The 24,120-nt window shown below is 72.5% G+C and carries 19 protein-coding genes; 10 read left to right on the top strand and 9 right to left on the bottom strand.

Annotated features, from left to right (window positions below):
• Positions 1-10: 10 nt before the first annotated feature.
• Complete coding sequence (locus OG349_RS05925) at positions 11-802, bottom strand: MBL fold metallo-hydrolase (RefSeq protein WP_327233577.1); 792 nt, start codon at positions 800-802, stop codon at positions 11-13.
• A 365-nt stretch (positions 803-1,167) separates the two neighbouring features.
• Between OG349_RS05925 and OG349_RS05920 the strand changes: the two genes are divergently transcribed.
• From OG349_RS05920 to OG349_RS05905, 4 genes are all read left to right on the top strand, one after another.
• On the top strand, positions 1,168-1,578 hold the full coding sequence (locus tag OG349_RS05920; RefSeq protein WP_327238465.1) for a hypothetical protein: 411 nt from the start codon (positions 1,168-1,170) through the stop codon (positions 1,576-1,578).
• Between the two features lie 126 nt (positions 1,579-1,704).
• Complete coding sequence (locus OG349_RS05915; RefSeq protein ID WP_327238464.1) at positions 1,705-3,942, top strand: phage holin family protein; 2,238 nt, start codon at positions 1,705-1,707, stop codon at positions 3,940-3,942.
• A gap of 191 nt (positions 3,943-4,133) precedes the next feature.
• Complete coding sequence (locus OG349_RS05910) at positions 4,134-4,592, top strand: hypothetical protein (protein WP_327233576.1); 459 nt, start codon at positions 4,134-4,136, stop codon at positions 4,590-4,592.
• Positions 4,593-4,664: 72 nt separating this feature from the next.
• Positions 4,665-4,835 (top strand): hypothetical protein, encoded by a 171-nt coding sequence (locus OG349_RS05905; RefSeq protein ID WP_327233575.1) that lies wholly within the window; start codon positions 4,665-4,667, stop codon positions 4,833-4,835.
• 153 nt (positions 4,836-4,988) lie between these two features.
• Here OG349_RS05905 and OG349_RS05900 read toward each other — a convergent pair whose 3' ends face one another.
• The 6 genes from OG349_RS05900 to OG349_RS05875 all read right to left on the bottom strand — a co-directional run bounded on the left by OG349_RS05900 (position 4,989) and on the right by OG349_RS05875 (position 12,393).
• Complete coding sequence (locus OG349_RS05900) at positions 4,989-6,272, bottom strand: sulfite oxidase (protein ID WP_327233574.1); 1,284 nt, start codon at positions 6,270-6,272, stop codon at positions 4,989-4,991.
• Between the two features lie 475 nt (positions 6,273-6,747).
• Entirely contained in the window at positions 6,748-8,355 is a 1,608-nt protein-coding gene (locus tag OG349_RS05895; protein WP_327233573.1) for an AbgT family transporter, read from the bottom strand.
• Between the two features lie 99 nt (positions 8,356-8,454).
• A complete protein-coding gene (locus OG349_RS05890) occupies positions 8,455-9,465 on the bottom strand; it encodes an alpha/beta hydrolase family esterase (RefSeq protein WP_327233572.1) in 1,011 nt (336 codons plus the stop codon).
• 324 nt (positions 9,466-9,789) lie between these two features.
• Positions 9,790-10,581: a creatininase family protein gene (locus tag OG349_RS05885; RefSeq protein WP_327233571.1), complete on the bottom strand. Its 792-nt coding sequence runs from the start codon at positions 10,579-10,581 to the stop codon at positions 9,790-9,792.
• Complete coding sequence (locus OG349_RS05880; RefSeq protein ID WP_327233570.1) at positions 10,578-11,267, bottom strand: FadR/GntR family transcriptional regulator; 690 nt, start codon at positions 11,265-11,267, stop codon at positions 10,578-10,580. The genes OG349_RS05885 and OG349_RS05880 overlap by 4 nt, the downstream gene beginning before the upstream one ends.
• A gap of 109 nt (positions 11,268-11,376) precedes the next feature.
• The gene (locus OG349_RS05875) at positions 11,377-12,393 is read right to left on the bottom strand and encodes a LacI family DNA-binding transcriptional regulator (protein ID WP_327238463.1); all 1,017 of its coding nucleotides are present in this window, start codon (positions 12,391-12,393) and stop codon (positions 11,377-11,379) included.
• 407 nt (positions 12,394-12,800) lie between these two features.
• Between OG349_RS05875 and OG349_RS05870 the strand changes: the two genes are divergently transcribed.
• The 6 genes from OG349_RS05870 to OG349_RS05845 all read left to right on the top strand — a co-directional run bounded on the left by OG349_RS05870 (position 12,801) and on the right by OG349_RS05845 (position 22,662).
• Positions 12,801-14,090, top strand: a complete 1,290-nt coding sequence (locus OG349_RS05870; protein WP_327233569.1) for an ABC transporter substrate-binding protein — start codon at positions 12,801-12,803, stop codon at positions 14,088-14,090.
• Between the two features lie 12 nt (positions 14,091-14,102).
• A complete protein-coding gene (locus OG349_RS05865; protein WP_327233568.1) occupies positions 14,103-15,035 on the top strand; it encodes a carbohydrate ABC transporter permease in 933 nt (310 codons plus the stop codon).
• 38 nt (positions 15,036-15,073) lie between these two features.
• Positions 15,074-15,925, top strand: a complete 852-nt coding sequence (locus OG349_RS05860; protein ID WP_327238462.1) for a carbohydrate ABC transporter permease — start codon at positions 15,074-15,076, stop codon at positions 15,923-15,925.
• Positions 15,926-16,007: 82 nt separating this feature from the next.
• On the top strand, positions 16,008-17,261 hold the full coding sequence (locus OG349_RS05855) for a glycoside hydrolase 5 family protein (RefSeq protein ID WP_327238461.1): 1,254 nt from the start codon (positions 16,008-16,010) through the stop codon (positions 17,259-17,261).
• A 79-nt stretch (positions 17,262-17,340) separates the two neighbouring features.
• The gene (locus tag OG349_RS05850) at positions 17,341-19,446 is read left to right on the top strand and encodes an endo-beta-N-acetylglucosaminidase (RefSeq protein WP_327233567.1); all 2,106 of its coding nucleotides are present in this window, start codon (positions 17,341-17,343) and stop codon (positions 19,444-19,446) included.
• 150 nt (positions 19,447-19,596) lie between these two features.
• On the top strand, positions 19,597-22,662 hold the full coding sequence (locus OG349_RS05845) for an alpha-mannosidase (protein WP_327233566.1): 3,066 nt from the start codon (positions 19,597-19,599) through the stop codon (positions 22,660-22,662).
• Positions 22,663-22,702: 40 nt separating this feature from the next.
• On the opposite strand, the gene OG349_RS05840 is transcribed toward OG349_RS05845, so the two are convergent.
• Together OG349_RS05840 and OG349_RS05835 are read right to left on the bottom strand one after the other, a co-directional pair.
• On the bottom strand, positions 22,703-22,966 hold the full coding sequence (locus OG349_RS05840; RefSeq protein WP_161309225.1) for a hypothetical protein: 264 nt from the start codon (positions 22,964-22,966) through the stop codon (positions 22,703-22,705).
• A 126-nt stretch (positions 22,967-23,092) separates the two neighbouring features.
• On the bottom strand, positions 23,093-23,962 hold the full coding sequence (locus OG349_RS05835; protein ID WP_161309224.1) for an RNA polymerase sigma factor SigF: 870 nt from the start codon (positions 23,960-23,962) through the stop codon (positions 23,093-23,095).
• Between the last annotated feature and the right edge of the window lie 158 nt (positions 23,963-24,120).

Below are 24,120 nucleotides of genomic sequence, written 5' to 3'. Positions count from 1 at the left end.
AGCTGATCTATCACCGGCGGGCCTCCGGCCGCACACTCTCGCCGTGCCGCAGCAGGTGCACGGTGACCTTGGGAGCGAGCAGCGCCGCGTGCCGTACGAAGTCCTCGCCGGGCGAGAAGAACTCATGGGGCCGCACCGCGTCCAAGCCGATCGGCCAGTACGTGCCGTAGTGCACCGGTACGGCGGCGGCCGGCGACAGGTCCGCCAGCGCCTGGGCCGCCCGCGCGGCGTCCAGGTGCTCGGGCCCCAGGTGGGGGCCCCAGCCGCCGACGGGCAGCAGCGCCACGTCCACCGGGCCCACCGTGTCCGCCATCGTGTCGAAGAGGCCGGTGTCCCCGGCGAAGTACGTACGCGACTCGCCGCTGATCACATAGCCGAGGGCGGGCGAGCGCTGCGGTCCCACCGGAAGCCGCCGGCCGTCGTGGTGCGCGGGCACGGCTCGTACCCGCAACGGCCCGATCTCCACCTCGTCGCCGACGCCGACCTCCGTGATCCGCAGCCCGGCGCGGTTCCTGCGGGCGTCCAGCCGCCGGAGCGCCGGGACGGACCGCCCGGCGCCGCGCGGCACGAGCAGCCGGGTCCCGGGCGCGAGCTTCGCCAGCGAACGGGGGTGGAGGTGGTCGGAGTGCAGGTGCGAGACGAGCACGGCGTCCGCGACGGCGGCCTCGGGGGTGGGCACGGCGCCGAGCCGGCGGCGCAGGTGGGCCAGCCTGCGGACGAAGAGGGGGTCCGTCAACACCCGTACCCCGGAGTCCTCGACCGTGCAGGTGGCGTGACCCCACCAGGTGATGACAGTTCCCAACCCGACCTCAACTCCGTCCGCCCGGGCGCCGGTGAGCCCGCCCCGGGCACGATCTCCGCACTCAGCGTACGGGGGGTACCCCGGGACGGGGCCGCGAATCCGGCGCCCGCCGCTTCCGGGCCCCCTCCCGCGCGCCCCCGGATGGCGCGGATCGCACGCCCCCCTGCGTGGTTCACGCCTCCCTCGGGCCGGTGCGGGAGCGGTAAGGTCTGCGGTCCGGACAAGGGGTGGGCCGGACAAGGGGTGGGGAACGGGACATGGCCGAGGCGGGCGTGGCAGTCGAGACGGGCGGGACGGCTGGGACAGCTGATAGGGCCGGGACAGCCGGTACGGGCAGCACGGGCGGGGCAGCCGGTACGGGCGAGGTGGCGGCCGGCGAGGTACGGGTGGCGGTCATCGCCAGCCTGACGCCCCTGGAGGAGCTGGACCGTACCCCCTTCCTCGTGGACACCCGGGGCCAGCAGGCGATGTGCGCGCGCTGGGCGGCGGACCAGGGGTACGTCGTCACCCGCCAGCTGCTCCTCTACGGGCTCCGCGCCGATCACCACGGGCTGTGGGTCGATGTCGAGGCCGGTCTCCTCGACGTCTTCGTCGCCCCCAACGAACGGGTCCTGGACCGGGCGTTCACCTCCGTCCCCGCCTTCTCGGCGGAGTGCGCGCGCCGGGGGGTGCGGCTGGAGACGGTGGGCCTGGACGAACCGCCGTACGACGCGGCGATGAAGGCCGACGTCCACCGCAGGCTCTCCATGCCCACGGCCGGGTACGACGGCTGCTGACCCGGGGCGCCGACCCGCGCGCCCGCCCCCGCCGACAAACGCCCACCCGACCCCGCGCCGCCCTGTGTCACGCTGGGGCCGAGCCCGTGAGCGGATGCGGGCCCGGACCATGGGGTGGAGAACGACGTGTGGCGCGGCCGATGGCGATGGCGTACGACAGGCAGAGCCGTACTCCGGGTGATCATCGTGTGGCTGGTGTCCAGCCTGACGCTGCTGGCGCTCGCCGGCATCCTGCCCGACTTCCAGCTCCAGTCGGACGACGGGGACACCATCACCAGGACGGCCGTCACGGCGGGCTGGGGCGCGGGCGCGTTCGGCCTGCTCAGCGCGCTGGTCTGGCCCTTGCTCGTACGGGCCCTGCTGCTCGTGCCCGCGCTGATCCTCGGCGCGCTGGTGTTCTTCCTCAACGGCTCGCTGCTGCTCATCGCCCTGTGGCTCATCCCCGACGGCCGGGGCGCCGCCAACGCCGAGACGGCGGTGGTGGTCGCCGCCGTGATGTCCGCCGTCGCCTCCGCGACCTCCACCGGGCTCGCGGTCGGTGACGACGACGCGTACCGGCGCAGGCTCTCGCGCCTGGCCGACCGGCGCCGGCGCAGGAGCGGCGAGGACGGCGGACAGGGCGGGCCGCCCGGCACGGTCTTCCTCCAACTGGACGGCGTGGGCCACCAGGTGCTGCTGGACGCCCTCGCGAACGGCGTGATGCCGAACATCGCCGCGTGGCTCGAAGGGGAGCCCACCCACCGGCTCACCCGCTGGCGCACCGACTGGTCCAGCCAGACCGGCGCCAGCCAGCTCGGCATCCTGCACGGATCGAACCACGACGTCCCCGCCTTCCGCTGGTACGAGAAGGACAGCGGCAGGACGATGGTCAGCAACCGCCCCGCCAGTGCCGCCGAACTCCAGCGGCGGGCCATCGAACGCACCGGCGACGGCGGGCTGCTCACCCTCGACGGCGCCAGCCGGGGCAACCTCTTCAGCGGCGGCGCCGACGAACTCGCCTTCGTCCTCTCCATCGCCGCCCGGCGGGGCAGGGCGAACCGCTCCCGCGCCGGGTACTTCGCCTACTTCAGCGACCCGGCCAACGCCGTCCGTACGGTCGTCTCCTTCGCGGCGGAAGTCGCCCGCGAGATGGGGCAGTCGATGCGCGCGCGGGCCCGGGGCGACCGGCCACGGGTGGGCCGGGGCGGGCTGTACCCGTTCATCCGGGCGTTCGCGACCGTCCTCGGACGGGACGTGGTGGTCGCGGCGGTCATCGGCGACATGCTGGTGGGACGCACGGCGGTGTACGCGGATCTCGTCGCGTACGACGAGGTGGCCCACCACTCCGGGCCGCACAGCCGGGACGCGCAGCAGGTACTCGCCCGGCTGGACCGCTCGGTCGGCCTGCTGGTCGAGGTCGCGGACCACGCGCCGCGCGAATACCGGATCGTGCTGCTCTCCGACCACGGGCAGAGCCCCGGCGAGACCTTCGAGGGTTTGTACGGGCTCACCCTCAAGGACCTGGTCAGGGCCGGGTGCGGGCTGCCCGTGTCACGCCGGGCCGAGCGGACGAGGAGCGGCGCGGAGGCCCGCTCGGCGGCGCGGCACGCGGTGCGCCACGCGCTGCACCGGCCGGTGCGGGAGGGCGCGGAGGACGAGCCCGCGCAGGGCTCGGACCCGGTGGTGCTCGCGTCCGGCAACCTCGCGCTGGTCTCCTTCCCCGACGTGCCGGGCCGGATGAGCCGTGAGCAGATGGACGCGCGCCACCCCGCGCTGCTGCCGACGCTGGCCGACCATCCGGGAATCGGCTTCCTGCTGGTACGCAGCGAGGCGCACGGTTCGGTGGTGCTCGCCCGGGGCGGGGTGGAGGTCCCGGTGGCGGAACTCCGCGACGGGGAGGGGCCGCTCGCGGCGATGGGGACCGGGGCGGCGGATGCCGTACGGCGCACCGACACGTTCCCGCATGTCGCGGACATCATGGTCAACTCGACGTTCGACCCCCGGACCGGGCAGGTGCACGCCTTCGAGGAACAGATCGGCTCCCACGGCGGCCTGGGCGGCCAGCAGTCGTACGCGTTCCTGCTGTCCCCGCTGGTCCTGTCCCCACCGGTCCCGCACGCCGCGTCCGGGCCACCGGGGGAGCTGGTGGGCGCGGAGCAGGTGCACCAGGTGCTGCGCCGCTGGCTGCGCGAGGGCAACGGCCCGGAGGTACCGGTGGGCCTGGCGGCCGGGGCGGTCGCCGGTGGTCCGGCGCCGGCGGACGTGCCACGGCAGACGGGGGAGCCGGCGAAGGACGGCGCCCGGCGGGAATGTGTCGCGACGGAGGACCACCGGCCCGCGACGGACGGCGTCCCGCCGGGGGCGGCGTGGCAGCAGAGCGGCTGACGCCGCTGGGCGGCGGGGCGGGTGGCTCCCCTTTGGCGGCGTGGTGGGGCCCGCAGTCGTCGGCGGTCGAACTGGGGTGGGGGGTGTCCTTCGTACAGGGGGTTTCCGGTGGCGTACGGGGGAATCCGGGGTGGCGGAGGGCGGATCGGGGGCGCTGACGGGCAGAGGTGGCGTGTCCAGGAGGTTCTGCCATGTGCCGTGCCGCGCCCGTCACCCGCCGCACCGTTGCGGCGCCCCGCACTGTCACGGTGGGCCGTCCCGTCTCGGCGGCCCCCGGTGTCACGGCGCCCCGCGCCGTTTCCGTGGCCCGTGCCGCTCACGCGCGGCGGATCGCGGTAACGGCGCTGCTCGTTCTGGTCGCGCTTCTGGGCATGTCGCTGGACACCGGTCACGTACCCGCCTCCGCCGCCGAGCCCAGGCCACCCGCCTCCGCCGCGCCCGAACCGGCGGGCGAGGGGCAGCAGGACCCCGCCGAGAGCGAACGGGCCGCCGTCGGCCGGGCCGCCCTACGGGGCGGTGGCGCACCCGCCGTACCCCGGACCGGGACAGGGTGGCGCGGACCGCAACCGGCCTCGTACACCCGGCCGTTCAGCCCTCAGGAACCCTCACGCGTGCCGTCGGCCGCCTCCGGGGCCGTGCTGCGCTGCTGACAGGCGGGGCGCCCAAGTGCCCTTCTCGCCCCAGCAGTTGAGCCAGCACCAACCCACCGTGAGGACACAGCCATGCCCATCGATCCCTTCGCCGCCCTCAACGCCCTGCTGCGCGCCGAGGCCGCCCGCGCCGACGAACCCGAGATCCGCCGCCGCCCGCCCACGGGCGAAACCGACCCCGCTGCGGCGGGCGACCACGCGGCCGTGGACGGACAGCGCAACGAGAGCGGCACACCCCGCTAGGTCCGACAGGGCGGCGAGTGCGCGGGCACGGGGGGCCGCCGTTCGCGACTCCCCGCTGCCCGGCCGGACCGGGTGCGTACATCCCGTACGCGCCCGGTCCGCGTACCGGACACGCCCCGGCCCACACGCCCCGCAGGCCCCCCGCTCACCTCCTCAGACCACCGTCACCTCGTGCCGTACCACCGCGTCGAACAGGTACCCCTGCGTGTTCGGCACCGCCACCTCCGGCTGGGTGCGGCCCGAGTGGTCCGTCGCGCGGGCCAGCAGTACCGCCGGGCCCAGGTCTCGCGGCACCCACTCCGCCGACCAGCGCACCCAGCTGTGCCGTTCCGGCGTGTCGCGCAACCGCGCGCGGCGCCACGTCGTCCCGCCGTCGGTGCTGACCTCCACCGTGCGCACCGGCGCCCCGCCCGACCAGGACCGGCCCGTCAGCACCTGCCGCCGGTGCGCGGTCACGGACACGCCCGGTGCCAGCTCGAACGCGCTCTTGAGCGTCTGCCGGGTCAGCGGCGCGCTGCCCTCGGGGGGATACGCCGCGCCGAACAGCCGGTAGAGGTCCGTGTTCCACGGGCTGTACAGCGGCTGGTCGCTCACCTCGATGTCACCGAGCCACTTGATGTTCGCGATCCCGATCCAGGACGGCACGATCAGCCGCACGGGGAAACCGTGGTCCGGCGGCAGCGGCTCGCCGTTCATCTCGTACGCGATCAGCACGTCGTCCAGCGCCTTGGCCACCGGCAGCGGCCTGCGGACCCGGCCGAGGTTCACCCCGCCGCTGATGACCTCGTCGTCCAGACCGCGCGGCAGGACGTCGACCGCGCGTGACGTGATGCCCGCGCGGCGCAGGACGTCGGAGAGCCGTACCCCACGCCAGCGCGCGACCCCGATCGCGCCGAGCGTCCACGCCGTACCGCTCACCGTCTCCTGCTGCTGGGTCGTGTAGTAACTACGGCCGTTTCCCGCGCACTCGATGAACGCGGTACGCGTCACCGACGGCAGCGCCCGCAGCTGCTCGTAACCGAACTCGACCGCCGGGCCCCGCAGTCCGCTGCCCCACACGGTCAACGTCCAGTCCTCGGCGGCGATCCGGGGCGTCACGGTGTGGTTGCGTACGAAGAAGTGGCTCGCCGGGGTGTGCGGGCCGGTGGACCGCAGCGCCGCGAAGTTGGTCTCCGCGTTCGTGCCCCGGACGGTGAACACGTCCGTGGGCAGCGGCTTTACGATCCCGGGCGCGGCGCCCGGCGCGTCGGCCGCAGCCGCGCTCCCGGCGCCGGCGACGAAGGATCCCGCCGCCGACGGTCCACCGACGGAGGCTGCCGCGAGCAGCCTCAACAGGTCCCGCCGCTCCACCCCGGCGGATGCGGCCGCGCCCTCGCGCCACTGGCGCAACCGCAGCCGGTCGTAGGCGGTTTCGGTCGGCGGCGCTACGGGAGACATCGGCACTCCTGAGAGGTCACGACTGTGGGGGAGGGGTGAGGGGTGAGGAACGGACCGGCAGGTCCGGTGACCTCGATCGGCGCGGGCCGGAACGCCCCACGCCGCGAGGCTCAGCGGTCCCGACAACACGCCGCCCACGCACAACGCCCCGCCCGCGCGGCGCGCGGCGGAGCGAAGAACGGCGTCGGCCTCACAGGCATGCCCGGAGCGTGGCAGTGGCATCCGGGCACGTCAACGCCGTCCTGACAGGGCGCGCGGCGACCGTACGGACTCCGTCGCCGCGCCCCGCCCCCGCCCCACCTGCGGCTCCGTCGCCGGGCCCGGCGACGGGGGCGTCCCCGCCCGGGGGCCGGGGCACGCCGGTGATTTCATCCGGTCGCAACACCGGCCGCTACAACCGACGCTCCCAACGCCCCCGCCGCCTGAGACCACTCGGGCTCCCGGACCCCTCACCGCACCGGCGCCCCCGGTCCGATCACCGCACCGGCGCCCCCGGTCCGAGCGGAATGCCGACCGCCCACCAGATCAGGAACAGCGCGGTCCACGCCAGCGTCATCGCGACCGCCAGTGGCAGGGTGTACGACGCGAGCGTGCCGATGCCCGCGTTCTTGCGGTACCGCTGGAGGAAGCCGAGGGCCATGAGGAAGTACGGACTCATGGGGGTGATCGCGGTCGACCCGGAGTCCGCGATCCGGAACAGTGCCTGGGTCGTCTCGGCGGGGACACTGACCAGCATCAGCATCGGCACCAGGACGGGCGCGGCCAGCGCCCACATCGCGGAGCCGCTCGTCACCATCACGTTGACCAGTGTCAGCAGCAACAGGATCAGCAGGAACACCAGCACGATCGGCATCCCGCTCCGCTCCAGCGCCTCCGCCGCCCGGACGGCGAGCACATCGCCGATCCGGGTCCAGTCGAAGTACGCCAGGAACTGGGCGATCGCGAAGAACAGCACCAGCACCGGCGCCATCTGCTTGATGCCCTGACCCATCAGCTTCGGTACGTCACCGGCCGAGGTGATCGACCCGGAGCGGTACCCGTACACAATGCCCACCAGGCCGAAGACAAACGCGACCACCGCCGCGATGCCGTCCAGGAACGGCGACTCGACGATGCTGCCGCCCTCGCCCCGCAGCGGGGACGACGCCGGGACCATCACCGCGACGAGCACGACCAGCGTGCCGACCAGCGTCAGCACGGCGGCGCGCAGCGCGGACCGCTCCTTCGGGCTGAGGGTGAGCGCGCCCAAGTCCTCCAGGTCGGCGTCCGGGTCGGCGTCGAGGTCCGGCCGCTTGCTCAGGACGAACCGCACCACCAGCGTGATGACGATCGCGAGCAGCACCGACGAGGCGATGTTGAAGAACCAGTTGCTGAGCGGCGAGACGTACGCGTCGTCCCCGCCGACGATCTTCGCCGCGGCCGTGGTGATGCCCGCGAAGATCGCGTCGTTGGGGGTCGGCACCGGACTCGCGTCGTACCCGGACGCGATCGCCGTGTAGGCGACGACGATGCCGAGGATCGGGGAGCGCCCGACGGCCCGGAAGGCCAGCCCGCCCAGCGGGACGAGGATGATGTACGCGGCGGCGGAGGCGACGTGCGCCACCGTGCCCGCGAAGGCGACGGCGAACACGACCCAGGAGGCGGGCACCCGCGAGACGCTGACCCGCATCAGCGCCGCGAGGAAGCCGGTCCTCTCGGCCACCGCGACGCCCATGATCACCACGACGATCGTGGCCATCGGCGGGAAGGTGGCGAAGTTCTCGATCATGGTGGAGACGGCCATGGCCAGGCCGTCACCGCTGAGCAGGTTCTGGACGACGACGGTCTTGTGGTCGCTCGGGGAGACCACGGACACGTCGGCGGCGGCCAGGAACGCGCTCACGACGGCGAGCACGCCGGAGAGGATCCAGAACAGCCAGAACGGATGCGGCAGCGCGTTGCCCGCGCGTTCGATGACGGCCATCGCACGGACGATGCGCGGTAGCCGGGCCCCCTCGGCGACGGACGGGCCGCGCGGGTCCGCGGGGTCGCCGGGTGGCGGAGACGTTCTGCCGGGGGGTGCGGGCGGGGTCGGTGTGGTCATGGGGAGCGGCTCCTTGCTCGGATGTGAGAGTAGGGGACGGGATCGGCGAGGGGGAGGGGTGGACCTGCGTCGTGGGGGGTCAGCGGGCTGGGGGAGGGGTCAGTGGCCGTGGCCGTGGCCGCGGGCGGGGGGAGTGCGGAAGTCCCGCAGGAATTTCCACAGGACCTCGTGCGCCTCGACGGTCTGGGTGGTGTAGCCGCCGCCGCTGTAGATGTCCGCGCCCGGCCAGGTGTGCCCGCCGTCCGTCACGGCGACGTGCCGCACGTCGGCCCCGCGGTCGCAGCCGCGCCAGCTGGTCGTGGTGATGTCGGGGGCGGTCGTCCGTACCCGCGGCCGGGTGTGGCAGCCGTTGCGCTCGGCCCAGTCCGCCGCCCACGTGGCGATCGCGGGCAGGCCGCGGTCGGCGTCACCCGCGTACGGGATGGTCACGTCGCCGGTGCCGTGGAACTCGATCATGGGCACCGGGCGGGACGGCCGGCACGTCTCCCCCGTGGGGTAGAGGGCGGCGGCGACGGGTGCGACGGCGGCGATGCGGTCGGCCATCCGGCAGGCGAGCAGCGTACTGACGAAGCCCGCGCCGTTGGACTTGCCGGTGGCGTACACCCGCCGTTCGTCGACGCACAGGGTGGCTTCGAGTGTGTCGATCAGGTCGCCGGTGAACGCGACGTCGTCGACGCCGGCCGCCGCGTAGGGCGCGCCCTGCCAGGCCTGCCGGTCACCGTCGCCGGTGCCGATCACACCCTCGGGGTAGACGACGACGGCCGGCAGGGTCGACAGGTTGGAGAACTCCTCCGTACCGGCGCCGGTGTTGCCGCGGCCGTGGAAGGCCAGCACGACGGGCCAGTCGCGCTTCTTCCCGTAGTCGGCGGGGAGGTGCAGCCGGTACGAGCGCTCCCGGCCGCCGCTGGTGAGCGTGTGGGCCTCGCTCGTGCCGGCGGCCTGGGGCGCGGGCAGCCGGCAGGCCGTCTTGCCCGTGGTCCGCTGCGGCGCGGTGGGGGCGGAGGCGGACGCGGTGGTGGCGGTCGCCGCGACACACAGCAGGAGGCCGGTCGCGGCGGTGGCCAGCCGCCGGAGGGAGAGGGCGGTTCTGGGCCGGAGGGTGGTGTTCATGGCAGGCTCCTTCTGCCGGACGCCTGGCGGCGGACGGCTGTCGTTCTGGGTGCTGAGCTGGGGGTGCCCCGGGCAGGGCGGGGCGGGGACGCGCGGGCGTACGAACGACGCGTGGGCGCGTGACAGGGAAACGCGTGACAGGGATGTACGGGCCCGGCATCGCGGGCGGGGTGGTGCGTGCGGGCGGCGCTCCGGGCAGGCCGGTGCTACGGCACCGCACACGCCGTCATCGGTGGTGCGATGGGTACAAGTGGTGCTGGTGGTGCTGGTGGTGCGGATAGTGCGGGCAGTGCTGCTGGTGCGGCTCGTGTGGCTGTTACGGGATCAGACGTCCAGCCACTCCTTGACAAAGGCGGTCACCCGGGCGACGACCGCGTCCACGACCGCCCGCCCGTCCTCGGCGGTCGCCCACCGCGGGTCGCCGAGCACACCGTTCTCACTGAGCCGGTCGTACCGCACGGCGAGCGCGGGGTGGCTGCCGTGCCGGGCCAGCCGGGAGAGCGGATCGAGCTGGTCGGTGTCCGTCGTGCCGGGGACCAGCCGGTCGTTGTGCACCAAGTGCGGTGCGAGGTGGAGCATTTGGGCGGTCTCCGCCTCCCCGCTGTGACCGTGCACCTCGCTGACGCCCATCTCCGACACGACATCGGCGGCCAGCGGGGTGACCGGGGTCCAGGCGAACTGGAGGTCGGGGTGGGTGGTGAGCAGGTCCTGCGCCACCGTGGTCAGGGTGGCGTTGTTGCCACCGTGACCGGTCACCACGAGGATCTTCCGCCAGCCGTGCCGGTGGAGGCTTTCCACGTACTCACGGACCACCGTGGCCAGCGTGGTGGTGGTCAGGGTGACCGTACCGGCGAAGGCGAGGTGGTGCGGGGACACCCCGACCGGCAGGGGTGGGCCGATCACCACGCGCCCGCCGAGTCCGGCGGCCACCCGTTCGGCCACCCCCTCGGCCCGGATCGTGTCCGTCGCCAACGGCATCCCGGGGCCGTGCTGTTCGAACGCGCCCGCCGGGATGATCACCACCGGGCTCGCCGTGACGGCCGTGGCCGCCTCGACCGTGGTCATCTCCGCCAGCCGCAGCGGGGGCCGGGTCTCCGCCGGGGAGGGTGTGCTCATCGCTCGCTCCCCGGGAAGTCGGCGGCGAGGACCGCCGCGCGGATGGACCCGAGGTGGTCCCGGGTCAGCCGCTCGGCCGCGTCCGCGTCCCCGTCCCGTACCGCTTCGAAGATCTCCACGTGCTCGGCGTGGTCCCGCGCCCGGTCGTTGTAACGGTGCCGGATCTCGACCTGCTCCGTGGCCCTGACCTGGAGCAACGCCTCGACGGCTTCCCGCAGCAGCGCGTTGCCGCTGGCCGCGGCGAGAGCCACGTGGAAGTGCGTCGAGGTGACCGGTGAATCCTCCGGCGGATGCAGCGCGTTGACCGCCGCCTCCTCCAGCCGGCCCACCGCACCGGCCTCCCGGACCCGCGCCGCGGCGGCCGCCACGGCGGGCTCCAGCACGAGCCGTGCCTCGACCAGTTCGAGGACCGACTCGCGGCTGCTGCGGGGGAGATGGGGATTGGCGAGCAGCCGCCGCTCGCTGCCAGGACCCACGTACGTACCCGAGCCGTGCCGGAACTCCACCACGCCGGTGGCCTCAAGTCTGCGCAACGCCTCGCGGACCGTGGGCGTGGTGACGTCGAACCGGCGGGCCAGGTCCCGGGAGGACGCCAGGACGTCCCCCGGAACCAGCCGTTCGGTTCGGATGATCTCAACGATGCTGTCCGCCAGATGCTCGGACAGTGACACCTCACTGCGACTCATGGAAGTGAATAGATCACTTGATCTCTTGGGGTGTCAATGGTCGCGACAGGATCGATTCGGCCCGTGCTTCCCCGGTGCTTTCCTGACGCTTCCTCGGTGCTTTCCCGCGCTACCCGCGTGCTTCTCCGGTGCTCTCGCGCTCGATCAGCCGGGGGAGCGGCACTTGTACGGAGCGGGCCGCGCCCCCGTCGAGCAGGGCGGCCAGCTCCCCCGCGGCGATCCGGCCGAAGCCGATCGTGTCCCGGGAGAGGGCGGTCAGCCAGGGGTGGACGAGGCGGCACAGCGCCGAGTCCTCCCACGAGACGACCGAGACGTCGCGGGGCACGGAGAGTCCGAGCCCGGCCGTGACCGCCGCCCCGGCCGCGGCCATCACGTCGTTGTCGTAGATCAGCGCGGTCGGCGGGGTGCCCTCCTCCAGGACGCGCCGGGTCACCGCGGCGCCCTCGGTGTCGGAGTAGTCCGTGGTGAGGGAGCGGACCTCGGCGAGGCCGCGCCGGGCGGCCTCGATCCGCAGCGACTCGATCCGGCGCTCGGTGTGGGCGAAGGAGGGCAGCCCCGCGATGTGCACGATCCGCCGGTGGCCCAGCTCGTGCAGCCGGCCGACGATGGACGCCATGGCGCCCGTGTCGTCGGCCCGTACCTGCGAGAGGCCGGGGTGCGGACCCACGTCGTTGCCGGGCAGCGCGCCGATGACCACGCCGGGCAGGCCCAGTTCGTCCAGCAGGTCGGGCCGGGGATCGTCGGTCCTCGGGTCCACGACGAGCACGCCGTCGACCCGGTGCTCGGCCCACCACCGCCGGTAGACCGCGCACTCGGCGCCGACGTCCTCCACCACCTGGAAGAGCAGGCCGAGTTGGCGCCGGGCCAGCCCCTCCTGGATGCCGGAGATCAGCTGGAGGAAGAACGAGTCCACGCCGAGTGTCGCGGCCGGCCGGGCCAGCACCAGGCCGACCGTGGCCGAGCCCTCGCCGGACAGCGCGCGGGCGGCGGTGCTGGGGCGCCAGCCCAGCTGTTCGGCGACCCGCCTGACCCGGTCGCGGGTGACCTCCGAGACCCCGGGCCGGTCGTTGAGCGCGAAGGACACGGCGCTCTCCGACACTCCGGCGCGCTGGGCGATGTCCTTCATGGTCGGGCGGCGGGCGGGGGTGCGCCTGGCCGGCGGGGTCCCTCCGGACGGCGTCCCCTTCGCTGCCACCCGATGCCCCGATCCCCGCGTTTCGCCCGATGTCCGACGTGGGCATCGTATGCCTTCCCGCCGTCCTGGGCGAGCGAAGTCCCCCGGTGTACTAATGCGCTTGAGCTGAGAGAGCTAAAGCGCATTAGTGATCCATCGTAATCTCACTGTGACAACGCTCTGAGCTGCTGTTATGGCGCGGTTTTTGACGCCGTCCCGGCTTCCCTGCGTCTTATCCGCGACCGATCTGTTGACTTTCCCCCCGGCGCATTGCAATGTCTGCGAGGCGCGGGCGGCCCGGAGGTCCTCAGCCCCGGCCCGCCCGCGCACGCCTGGTCCGAGCAAAGGAGCCGTTCACCGTGCGTATCTCCCGCGGAACCGTCGCAGCCGCCGTTGTCCTCGCCACCGTCCTGCCCCTCAGTGCCTGCGGAGGAGGGTCCGGCTCGGGCTCGTCCCCGGACGCCTCCGGCAAGATCGAAGGCAAGATCACCTTCCAGACCTGGAACCTCCAGGCCAACTTCAAGGACTACTTCAACGGGGTCATCGCCGACTTCGAGAAGAAGTACCCGGGCACCGACGTGAAGTGGGTCGACCGGCCGGCCGACGGCTACGCCGACAAGATCAGCGCCGACGCCGCCGGCGGCACCCTCCCCGACGTGGTCAACGTCTCGCCGGACCTGCTGGCCCCGCTGGTGAGGGCCGGACTCGCGCTGGACCTCGACAAGTCCGCCGCGCAGTACCGCGAGGAGTACCTGCCGGGCGCCTGGGCGGGCGATCAAGTGCCGGGAGTGGAAGGGACGTACGCCTTCCCCTGGTACCTGAACACCGGGCCGCTGTTCTACAACAAGCGCCTCTTCAAGGAAGCGGGCCTCGACCCCGAGAAGCCGCCGACCACGTACGACGAGGTCTTCGACGCCGGGCTCCGGATCGCCGAGAAGAGCGACGGGAAGATCGCGACCCTCGCCAACGTACCCACCATCGAGGACTTCGGCCGCTACGGCGCCCAGTTGACCAACGAGGCCGGTACGGGCTTCGCCTTCAACGACGCCAAGGGCGTGGAACTGCTCACCCGCTACAAGGAGTTGTACGACGCCAAGGCGCTCGACCCCCAGGCCCTCACCGCCACCCCCGAGTCGGCGGGGCACAAGTTCCTCACCGAGTCCGTCGCGATGAACCCGGGCAGCGCCCTGGACCTCGGCAACTTCAAGAAGCAGGCGCCGAACCTCTACAGGAACATCGGGATCACCGACCAGATCACCAGCACCGGCAAGGTGAACATGTACGTCATGGGCGTCATGGTCAACTCCCGGAGCAAGCGGAAACCCGCGGCGGTGGCGTTCGGCCACTTCGTGACCGACGCGACCCGCCAGATGGCGTTCGCCAAGCAGGTCGCCATCTTCCCGAGCACCGCCGGTTCCCTGGACGACCCGTACTTCACGAAGGAGGACGGCACCGACGAGACGCGGGTACGGATAGCCGCCGCCAAGTCCCTGAAGAACGCGGTCAATTACACCCCCGTCCAGTTCAGCGACCAGATGAAGACCGAGCTGGGCAACGAGGTGGCCAAGGCGCTCCAGGGCAAGCAGAGCCCCAAGGAAGCGCTCGACAACGCTGTCAAGGCGTGCGACCGCCTGCTCCAGCAGAGCTGAGCCGAGCGGAAGATGACAACCACCCACCCCGCGCCCGCCACGGCGGCCCGCGCCGCCCCCAGGCCCGCCCGAGGCATCCGGCGCCATCTGACGCACAGCCCCTGGCTGTTCGCCGCGCCCGGCCTGCTGATCGTCGGCGTGTTCAGCCTGTACCCGTTCGTCAGCACCGTGATCAACTCCTTCACGGACCGGCGGACGCTGCTGCCGGGACACTTCGTCGGGCTCGCCAACTACCGTGAGCTGCTCGACGACGACATGTTCTGGATCGGCCTGCGCAACAGCACGCTCTACGTCCTCGGTGTCGTCCCGGCGCTGGTGGTCCTGCCGCTGCTGCTCGCCCTGCTGGTCCAGCGGCACATCCCCGGCATCGCCTTCTTCCGCGCCGCCTTCTACACCCCGGTGGTCGCCTCGATCGTCGTGGTCGGGCTGATCTGGGTGTGGATGCTGGACGACCGGGGCCTGGTCAACGCGCTGCTGGAGACCGTCGGGGTCGGGAAGGTGGGCTTCCTCAGCGACCAGTGGCTGCTGCTGGTCAGCTCCATGGCCGTCACGGTCTGGAAGGGCCTCGGCTACTACATGATCATCTACCTGGCCGCGCTGGCCAACGTACCCCGTGAACTGCACGAGGCCGCCGCCGTGGACGGGGCGGGCGCCGTGCGCCGGTTCGTCACCGTCACCGTTCCGGCGGTCCGCTCCACCATGGTCCTCGTCGCGGCCCTCTCCTCGGTCGCCGCCTTCAAGGTGTTCTCCGAGGTCTACCTGATGGCGGGCCCCAACGGCGGCCCCGCCGGGGAGGACACCACCCTCGTGATGCTCGTGCAGCGCGTCGGCACCGGACTGAGCGGGCGGGTCGGGTACGCCTCCGCCCTCTCCGTCGTCGTCTTCGCCGTGGTGGTCGCCCTGATGCTGCTGGTGCTCCGCGCCGACCGCAAGGAGGACGCGTGAGCGTGCTGAGAGCCACCGAAGCCGGGGGACGACGGGGGATGCGGGTCACCGACGCCGACGGGCGGCGCGTCGCGCCCTGGCAGCTTGTCCTGCGGTACGTCCTGCTGGTCGCCGTACTGGCCCTGACGGTGGGCCCGTTCCTCTGGCAGCTGTCCACCTCGCTCAAGGGCCCGCACGAGGACATCTTCAGCTCCCCGCCGTCGTTCCTCCCGAGCGATCCGACCCTGCGCAACTACGGCCGGGTCGCCGACACCATCCCGGTGTGGGACTACGCGTTCAACTCGCTCAAGGTCGCCGCCGCCAACGTGATCACCAACTGCGTCGGCGCGGCGCTGGCCGGCTACGCCCTGGCCCGGATGCGCTACCGGGGACGGCGGGCCGCGACGCTGGCGTTCATCCTCGCCATGCTCGTGCCCGTCGAGGGCCTGATCATCGCCCAGTTCACCACCATGCGGGAGCTGGGCCTGAACAACACCCTGATCGGGGTGCTCCTGCCGGGCTCCATCAGCGCGATCAACGTGCTGCTGATGCGCAACGCGTTCCTCAACCTCCCCCTGGAGGTGGAGGAAGCGGCCTTCGTGGACGGCGCCAACGTCTGGCAGCGGTTCCTCAGGATCGCCCTGCCCTCCGTCAAGGGCACCCTCGCCGTCGTCGCGATCTTCGCCTTCATGGGCGCCTGGGACGACTTCCTCTGGCCCCTGATCGTGCTGAGCGACCCGGACAGGTTCACCCTCACCATCGGGCTGAACTACCTCCATGGCACCTTCGCCAACGACGAACGGCTCGTCGCGGCGGGCACGATCATCGCCGTGGCCCCGCTGATCGCCCTGTTCGCCTGCCTCCAGCGGTACTTCTTCCGGGGCGTCGGCGAAGGCGCCGTCAAGGGCTGAGCCTCCCGCCCGTATCCCCGATCCGCCGACCCCCACCGACCGAGAACCAGGAACCGTCTGCCGTATGAGCCCCTCCGCCGGTATGAGCCCTTCCGTGCCGCGCTTCGGCGCCAACTACACGCCCAGCCAGGGGTGGTTCCACCACTGGCTGGACTTCGACCTCGACGCCGTACGGGCCGATCTGGACTCCATCGCGGGACTCGGCCTCGACCACATCCGGGTCTTCCCGCTGTGGCCGCTCTTCCAGCCCAACCGCACGCTGATCAGGCCCCGCGCCGTCGAGCAGCTCGTCCAGCTCACCGACGCCGCCGCCGAACGCGGCCTGGACGTCAACGTCGACGGCCTCCAGGGCCACCTGTCCAGCTTCGACTTCCTGCCGGCCTGGACCCGGACCTGGCACCGGTGCAACCTCTTCACCGATCCCGACGTGGTCGCCGGGCAGGCCACGTACCTGCGGACGCTCGCCGCCGCGCTCGCCGACCGGCCGAACTTCATCGGCATGACCCTCGGCAACGAGATCAACCAGTTCTCCGGCGACCCCCACCCCGACCCGGACCCCATCACCCCCGCCGAGGCGGGCAGTTGGCTGACCCGGCTGCTCGACGCCTGCGAGGAGGGCGCCCCCGGCAGGCTCCACCTGCACGCGGAGTACGACGCGGCCTGGTACGTGGACGGCCACCCCTTCACCCCCGCCCACGCGGCCCGGCTGGGCGCCGTCACCGCCGTGCACTCCTGGGTGTTCAACGGCACCGCCCAGCGCCACGGCCGTACCGGCAGCGCCACCGAGCACCACGCCGCCTACCTGATCGAGCTGTCCAAGGCCTGGGCGCTCGACCCGCACCGGCCGGTCTGGCTCCAGGAGGTCGGCGCCCCGGCCCCGCTGATCCCCGCCGGACACGCCGCCGCCTTCACCGAGGCGACGGTGGCCAACGCCCTGGACTGCCCGGACGTCTGGGGCGTCACCTGGTGGTGCTCCCACGACGTGTCGCGGGACCTCGCCGACTTCCCCGAACTGGAATACAGCCTGGGCCTGTTGACCAACGACGGGAAGGCCAAGCCCGCCGGGGAGACCATCGCCCGGATCGTACGGGAACGGCGCGGCCGGGAGCACAGGCCCGCCGTCCGCACCACCGCGCTCGCCCTCGACACCGGGGACGACGAGACCTCGCCCCACCGTGCGACCTGCGCGCCGGGCGGGGAGTTCTTCGAGGCCTTCGCCCGGCTGACGGAGGAAGGTCACAGGCCCGCGGTGGTTCTGGAGAGCCTCGCGGGGGACAAGATGCATCTGGCGGCCCGAGGGATCACCGAGGTCCTCCGCCCGCACGACGTCCGATGAACGGCGCCCCCAAGTGCCGTACCGCACAGGTCAGTTCAGCTCAGCACCGGAATCGCCCCCCAACGATACGGAGAGCCAAGTGAACCCGTCAGAGAAGCGGAGACCCACCCGCCCCACCCGCCGTACGGTCGTCCTCGCCGGCGCCGCCACGGCCGCCACGGCCCTCGGCGCCCCGCTCGCCACCGCGGCCCCCGCGCCGGCCCCCGAGGCGGCGGCCGCCGCCGCGAACGCGCCGTACGCCTCCTACTGGTACCCGGACTCGCTCCCCTCGGGGACCCCCGGCGCGGGCATCACCTGGCGCGGGCTCAAGACCTGGCGCGCCCAGGACGATCCCGACCTCGCCTTCAACAGGGCGTCCGTGTCCCTCGCCGCGCGCTTCACCCCGGTGGCCGTGAACACCACCGCCCGCGCCGGCCAGGCCCGTATCTCCTCGCTCGTCTCCTTCGGCCCCACCGCCCAGAACCCCTCCCAGGGCTCCGCCACCGCCGACTACTACGCGCTCGCCCACTGGCAGTACATCGACGAACTGGTCTTCTGGGGCGGCTCCTCCGGCGAGGGCCTGATCCTCGCGCCCAACGCGCCCGTCGTGGACGCCGCGCACCGCAACGGCGTCCCCGTCCTCGGCAACATCTTCCTGCCGCCCGCCGCCTACGGCGGTCAGCTTCAGTGGACCCGCGACCTCGTGCAGCGCGACGCGGCGGGCGGCTACCCGCTCGCCGACAAGCTGGTCGAGGTGGCCGTCGCGTACGGCTTCGACGGCTGGTTCGTCAACGCCGAGACGGGCGGCGGGAACGCGGCCCTCGCCACCGACATGAACGGCTTCCTGCGGCGGCTGCACGCGCTCAGCCAGGCCAGGGGCCTCAAGGTCACCTGGTACGACTCGATGACCACTGGCGGCGGCGTCTCCTGGCAGGGGGCCCTCAACTCCGCCAACCAGACGTTCTTCCAGGACGCGAGCGGCAAGGTCAGCGACTCCATGTTCCTGGACTTCCGCTGGAGCACGGCCACCCTCGCCTCCTCCGGCACCCTCGCCGGGAACCTCGGCCGCGACCGCTACGAACTGTGGGCGGGCGTCGACGTCGAGGCGAGCGGCTGGAACAAGTCGGTCAACTGGAACGCCATCGTGCCCCTCGACAAGCCGCACGTCGTCTCCCTCGGCTTCTACCGGCCCGAGTGGACCCGCAACCAGCTCCCGGCCGGCCGCACCCCGGGCCAGTTCCACGCCGCCGACGACCGCTTCTGGACGGGCCAGTCCCTCGACCCGTCGACCCCCGACACCGCGGGCAGCTGGCGGGCGCCCGCCGTCTCCGTCGCCGACCGGTCGACGGTACGGGCCCTGCCCTTCGCCTCGACCTTCAACACCGGCCACGGCCTGCGCTGGTACGACAACGGCGCCGTCACCTCCGCCACTGCCTGGAACCACCTCGGCCTCCAGGACCGGCTGCCGAACCGCCGCTGGGTCGTCCGCACCACCGGCGTCCGCCCGGCCGTCACCTTCGACTTCGCCGACGCCTGGCGCGGCGGCAGCAGCCTGCTGGTGGACGGCGCCCTGACCGCGCCCGCCACCGTCGACCTGTACAGCACCCGCCTGCCGCTCACCGCCGACACGGTCGTGGACCTCACCTACCGCGCCGACGCCGGTCCCGTGGTCGTGGAACTGGCCGTCGCCACCCGCGAGCCCGCGACCCCGGGCGCGGCCGTCCCGTACACCTACCTGCCCGCCGGGACGCTGCGGCCGGGCACCGGCTGGAGCACCGCAACCCTGCGGCTCTCCGGTCTGCTCGCCGGACAGCCCTCAGGCACGGTCCACGCCCTCGGGATACGGCTCACGGCGGGCACGGGCGCCACGTCCGTACGCTTCCGGCTCGGCGCGCTCTCGATCCACGACGCGACCACCGTGCCCGCCGCCCCGGCCGCCCTGCGGATCACCTCCACCGCGCCCGACACCGTCGGCAGCGCGTTCCGCTTCGCCTGGGACCGGGCGCCGGGCGAGGTGCGCCAGTACGAACTGCACCGCGTGCTGCCCGACGGCTCACGGCGCTTCCTGGGCGGGACCGCCGGTACGGCCTACCATGTCCCGGCCCTCCAGGCGGAACCGGGCGAGAGCGTGGCCCGTTTCGAAGTGCGTAGTGTCTCGGAGGCGTACCAGGTCTCGTCCGCCACCGGGACCGAACGCCCCTGGTAGCCCCCTGACCTGTCACGTCCCCGTCCGCACCCGTACCGTACTCACCGCCCGCAGCCGCCACCGCACCCGCACGTCCGCCACCCGCACGTCTGCCACCCGCACCCGCACGTCCGTACCCCGCACCCTCACGTCCTACAGGAGTCTCCCCTCATGCATGACGACCGCAGCCTCGTCGAAGCACGCCTCAAGCGCGTTCTCGACGAGCGCATCCGTCCTGCCGTCTATCCCGAATCGACCCCGCTGGACGTCGCCGTCTGGGACGCGCCGGGTGAACCCGTGCCCGTCGAGGAGGGGCTCGCGGGACCGGTGAGGCCGGTCTCCGTCGGCGACCGGTGGGGCGCTCCCTGGGCCACCAGCTGGTTCCGCGTGTCCGGCACCGTCCCCGAGCGGTGGGCGGGCCGGACCGTCGAGGCGATCCTCGACCTCGGCTTCGACGAGAACATGCCCGGGTTCCAGTGCGAGGGCCTGGTCTACCGGCCCGACGGCTCGCCGGTGAAGGGCCTCAACCCCCGCAACCAGTGGGTGCGGATCGGCGCGCCCGTGGCGGGCGGGGAAGAGGTGCTGCTCCACATCGAGGCGGCCTCCAACCCGGTCATCCTCGACTACCACCCCTTCGTGCCGACCACCCTGGGCGACAAGGAGACGGCCGGCACGGAGCCGCAGTACCGCCTCGCCCGCATGGACCTCGCCGTCTTCGACGAGAACGTGTGGCAGCTCGTCCTGGACCTGGAGGTGCTGGGGGAGCTGATGGCGGAGCTGCCCGTCGAGGGGGCCCGCCGCTGGGAGATCCTGCGCGCCATCGGCCGCGCTCTGGACGCCGTCGACCTCCAGGACGTCAACGGCACGGCCGTGGCGGCGCGCGAGCGGCTCGCCGGCGTGCTCGCCACGCCGGCCCCGGCGACCGCGCACCACATCAGCGCGGTCGGCCACGCGCACATCGACTCGGCGTGGCTCTGGCCGCTGCGCGAGACGGTCCGCAAGGTCGCCCGTACGACGGCGAACATGACCGCGCTGCTGGAGGACGAGCCCGAGTTCGTCTTCGCGATGTCGCAGGCGCAGCAGTTCGCCTGGATCAAGGAGCACCGGCCCGAGGTCTACGCGAAGGTCAAGAAGGCCGTGGCGGAGGGCCGGTTCGTGCCCGCGGGCGGGATGTGGGTCGAGTCCGACACGAACATGCCCGGGTCCGAGGCGATGGCCCGGCAGTTCGTGCACGGCAAGCGCTTCTTCCTCGACGAGTTCGGCATCGAGAACGACGAGGCGTGGCTGCCCGACACGTTCGGCTTCGCGGCCGGGCTGCCGCAGATCATCAAGGCCGCCGGGTCCAAGTGGCTGCTCACCCAGAAGATCTCGTGGAGCAAGATCAACAAGTTCCCCCACCACACTTTCGACTGGGAGGGCATCGACGGGACCCGGATCTTCACGCACTTCCCGCCCGTCGACTCCTACAACTGCTCGATGACGGGTGAGCAGATCGCTCACGCGGCGCGCAACTTCAAGGAGAAGGGCGTCGCCAGGCACTCCCTCGCCCCCACCGGCTGGGGCGACGGCGGCGGAGGCACGACCCGCGAGATGATCGGCAAGGCCGCGCGGATGCGCAGCCTGGAGGGGTCCGCCACCGTCGAGTGGGAGTCCCCGGGCGCGTTCTTCGCGAAGGCCGAGGCCGAGTACCCGAATCCGCCCGTGTGGGTCGGTGAGCTGTACCTGGAGCTGCACCGCGCGACCCTCACCAGCCAGGCCAGGACCAAGCAGGGCAACCGGCGCAGCGAGCACCTCCTGCGGGAGGCCGAGCTGTGGGCCGCCACCGCCGCCGTACGGGCCGGGTCCGCGGCCGGGACGCCGGACACCTCTCCGTACACCTATCCGTACGACCAACTCGACCGGATCTGGAAGACGGTGCTCCTGCACCAGTTCCACGACATCCTGCCCGGCTCCTCCATCGCCTGGGTGCACCGCGAGGCCGAGAAGACGTACGCGGCGCTCGCCGCCGAGCTGAACGGCATCATCGACTCCGCGCAGCGCGCCCTGGCCGGTGACCCCGCCGGGGGGACGACCCTGCTCTTCAACTCCGCGCCGCACGCGCGCCACGGGGTCGCGGCGGGCGCCGCGGGGCCGGCCGGGGGAGCGGGACAGGTGGAGCTGTCGCCGCGCGAGGACGGCGGGTTCGTCCTCGGCAACGGGCTGCTGGAGGTCGTGGTCGACGGCCGCGGGCTGGTCGTGTCGGCGTACGACATCGCCGCCGAACGGGAGACCGTGGCCCCCGGGGAGGCGGCCAACCTGCTCCAGATCCACCCCGACTTCCCCAACCAGTGGGACGCCTGGGACGTCGACGAGTTCTACCGCAACACCGTCACCGACCTCACGGACGTGGACGAGGTCACCGCCGTCCCGAACGGCGACGGCGCGGCCGTGGTCCGCGTCGTCCGCTCCTTCGGTACGTCCAAGGTCACCCAGCTGCTGACCCTCGCGCCCGGCACCAAGCGGCTCGACATCGACACCGAGGTCGACTGGCACGAGACGGAGAAGTTCCTCAAGGCGGCCTTCCCGCTGGACGTGCACGCCGAGCGGTACGCCTCCGAGACGCAGTTCGGCCACGTCTACCGGGCCACCCACACCAACACATCCTGGGAAGCGGCCAAGTTCGAGGCCTGCAACCACCGCTTCGTCCACCTGGAGGAGCCCGGCTGGGGGGTCGCGCTCGTCAACGACTCCACGTACGGCCACGACGTGACCCGTACCGTCCGGGCGTCCGACGGCGGCACCACCACGACCGTACGGGTCTCGCTGCTGCGCGCCCCGCGCTTCCCGGACCCCGAGACCGACCAGGGCGTCCACCGCTTCCGGCACGCCCTCGCGCCGGGCGCGGCGATCGGCGACGCGGTCAGGGAGGGCTATCGGATCAACCTGCCCGAGCGCCCCGTCGAAGGGACCGCGGGTGAGGTGGCGCCGCTGGTGGCCGTCGACAACGATGCCGTGGTCGTCAGCGCGGTCAAGCTGGCCGACGACAAGAGCGGCGACCTGGTCGTACGGCTCTACGAGTCGACCGGGGGCCGGGCGAGGGTGACGGTCGCCCTGGGGGCCGAGATCGGCGGACTCGCCGTGACGGACCTGTTGGAGAGGCCGCTCGCGGACGTGGAACGGCCCCAGGTGACGGAGGGCACGGTACGGCTGTCCCTGCGCCCGTTCGAACTCGTCACGCTGCGGCTGACGCGGGTCTGAGAGGCGGGGTCCGTCCGGCGGCGCGGGCCGCCGGACGGCCTCAGCCGCCCGAGGCGCGCGCGGCATGCCCGCCCACCGCCTGGAGGGCGACCAGATCGAGGAACTCCCTCTCGTTGCCCGCCAGGCCCGCCGCGTCCAGCGCCTCGTCCGCCTCGGCGATCGGGGCTGCCAGCAGCGGCGCGGCCAGGGACGCCTGCAAAGGGTCGTCCAGAACGGCCCGCACCGCGGCCAGCAGGCGCAGATAGGCCTGGGCCGCGGTGCACTCGCCGGGCGTGGCGGACGGAGTGGAGGTGGTGGCGGTCATCTCGGCTTCCTCCCCAGGAATCTGTCGGACTCTCAGGTCCTCAAGTCTGATCCATGGGTCTGACATTCCGGTCCGATCACCGGTCCGACCGCCGCCGACGGCCTCCGTGCGGAGGCCGTGAGGAGGTCACTCCTCGACGAGCATCCCCGCGCGGAGCTGCGAGATGATGCGGTTCAGCAGCCGCGACACATGCATCTGGGACACGCCCAGCTCCGTACCGATCTGCGACTGCGTCATCTCCCGGCCGAAGCGCATCTCGACGATGCTGCGCTCCCGCTCGTCCAGCTGCTCCAGCAGCGGCGCCAGGGCGTGCAGGTTCTCGACCTTCTCCATCGCGGGGTCCGGCTCGCCCAGCACGTCGGCGAAGGTCCGGCCGCTGCCGCTCTGGCCCTCGTCACCGGTCGGCATGTCCAGCGAACCGGCGGTGTAGCCGTTCGTGGCGACGAGGCCCTCGATGACCTCTTCCTCGTCGATGTCCAGCAGCTCCGCGAGCTCCTTGACGGTCGGGTCCCGGTCCAGGCCCGTGGCCAGGTGCTCCTTGGCCTTCGCCAGCTCGACCCGCAGTTCCTGGAGCCGGCGCGGCACGTGCACGGCCCAGCTGGTGTCACGGAAGAAGCGCTTGATCTCGCCGACGATGTACGGCACCGCGAAGGAGGTGAACTCGACCTCGCGGGACAGGTCGAACCGGTCGATCGCCTTGATCAGGCCGATCGTGCCGACCTGGATGATGTCCTCCATGTCGCCGCCGCCCCGGTTGCGGAAGCGGCCCGCGGCGAAGCGGACGAGCGAACGGTTCATCTCGATGAGCGTGTTACGGGCGTACTGGTATTCGCGCGTGCCCTCCTCCAGAACCATGAGCTGGTCGAAGAAGAGCTTGGACAGCGCGCGGGCGTCCTTCGGAGCGACCTTGCTCGGGTCGTCGATCCGCGGCAGTACGTCCTCCGACCGCTCGGCCGTCCTCTCCACCCCGACAGCACGCACAGTTCCGGTTGTCATCACACTCACCCTCCACAGCAGCGGACCGTACCGGTGGCGCTAGTGCCCCGTACTCGCCGACTCATTCCCCGCCGAGGGCGAACAATTGTCCGGAGTCGAAAAGAGGGCCCGCGGCCCCGGCCCCGGACCCGGCGATCCGTTGCCCTGCCAGGCTGATC

Origin of the sequence: Streptomyces sp. NBC_01317, assembly GCF_035961655.1 — a bacterium.
Classification (GTDB): Bacteria; Actinomycetota; Actinomycetes; order Streptomycetales; family Streptomycetaceae; genus Streptomyces.
The sequence above is the reverse complement of the archived record's forward strand: the minus strand, read 5'-3'. Positions and strand labels throughout refer to the sequence as shown.

Bases quoted from the DNA above. Each gene is read 5' to 3' on its own strand.
- OG349_RS05910 (WP_327233576.1), top strand. From the start codon at position 4,134: ATGTGCCGTGCCGCGCCCGTCACCCGCCGCACCGTTGCGGCGCCCCGC.
- OG349_RS05905 (WP_327233575.1), top strand. From the start codon at position 4,665: ATGCCCATCGATCCCTTCGCCGCCCTCAACGCCCTGCTGCGCGCCGAG.
- OG349_RS05900 (WP_327233574.1), bottom strand. From the start codon at position 6,272: ATGTCTCCCGTAGCGCCGCCGACCGAAACCGCCTACGACCGGCTGCGG.
- OG349_RS05895 (WP_327233573.1), bottom strand. From the start codon at position 8,355: ATGACCACACCGACCCCGCCCGCACCCCCCGGCAGAACGTCTCCGCCA.
- OG349_RS05890 (WP_327233572.1), bottom strand. From the start codon at position 9,465: ATGAACACCACCCTCCGGCCCAGAACCGCCCTCTCCCTCCGGCGGCTG.
- OG349_RS05885 (WP_327233571.1), bottom strand. From the start codon at position 10,581: ATGAGCACACCCTCCCCGGCGGAGACCCGGCCCCCGCTGCGGCTGGCG.
- OG349_RS05880 (WP_327233570.1), bottom strand. From the start codon at position 11,267: ATGAGTCGCAGTGAGGTGTCACTGTCCGAGCATCTGGCGGACAGCATC.
- OG349_RS05875 (WP_327238463.1), bottom strand. From the start codon at position 12,393: ATGAAGGACATCGCCCAGCGCGCCGGAGTGTCGGAGAGCGCCGTGTCC.
- OG349_RS05865 (WP_327233568.1), top strand. From the start codon at position 14,103: ATGACAACCACCCACCCCGCGCCCGCCACGGCGGCCCGCGCCGCCCCC.
- OG349_RS05860 (WP_327238462.1), top strand. From the start codon at position 15,074: ATGCGGGTCACCGACGCCGACGGGCGGCGCGTCGCGCCCTGGCAGCTT.
- OG349_RS05855 (WP_327238461.1), top strand. From the start codon at position 16,008: ATGAGCCCTTCCGTGCCGCGCTTCGGCGCCAACTACACGCCCAGCCAG.
- OG349_RS05845 (WP_327233566.1), top strand. From the start codon at position 19,597: ATGCATGACGACCGCAGCCTCGTCGAAGCACGCCTCAAGCGCGTTCTC.
- OG349_RS05840 (WP_161309225.1), bottom strand. From the start codon at position 22,966: ATGACCGCCACCACCTCCACTCCGTCCGCCACGCCCGGCGAGTGCACC.
- OG349_RS05835 (WP_161309224.1), bottom strand. From the start codon at position 23,962: ATGACAACCGGAACTGTGCGTGCTGTCGGGGTGGAGAGGACGGCCGAG.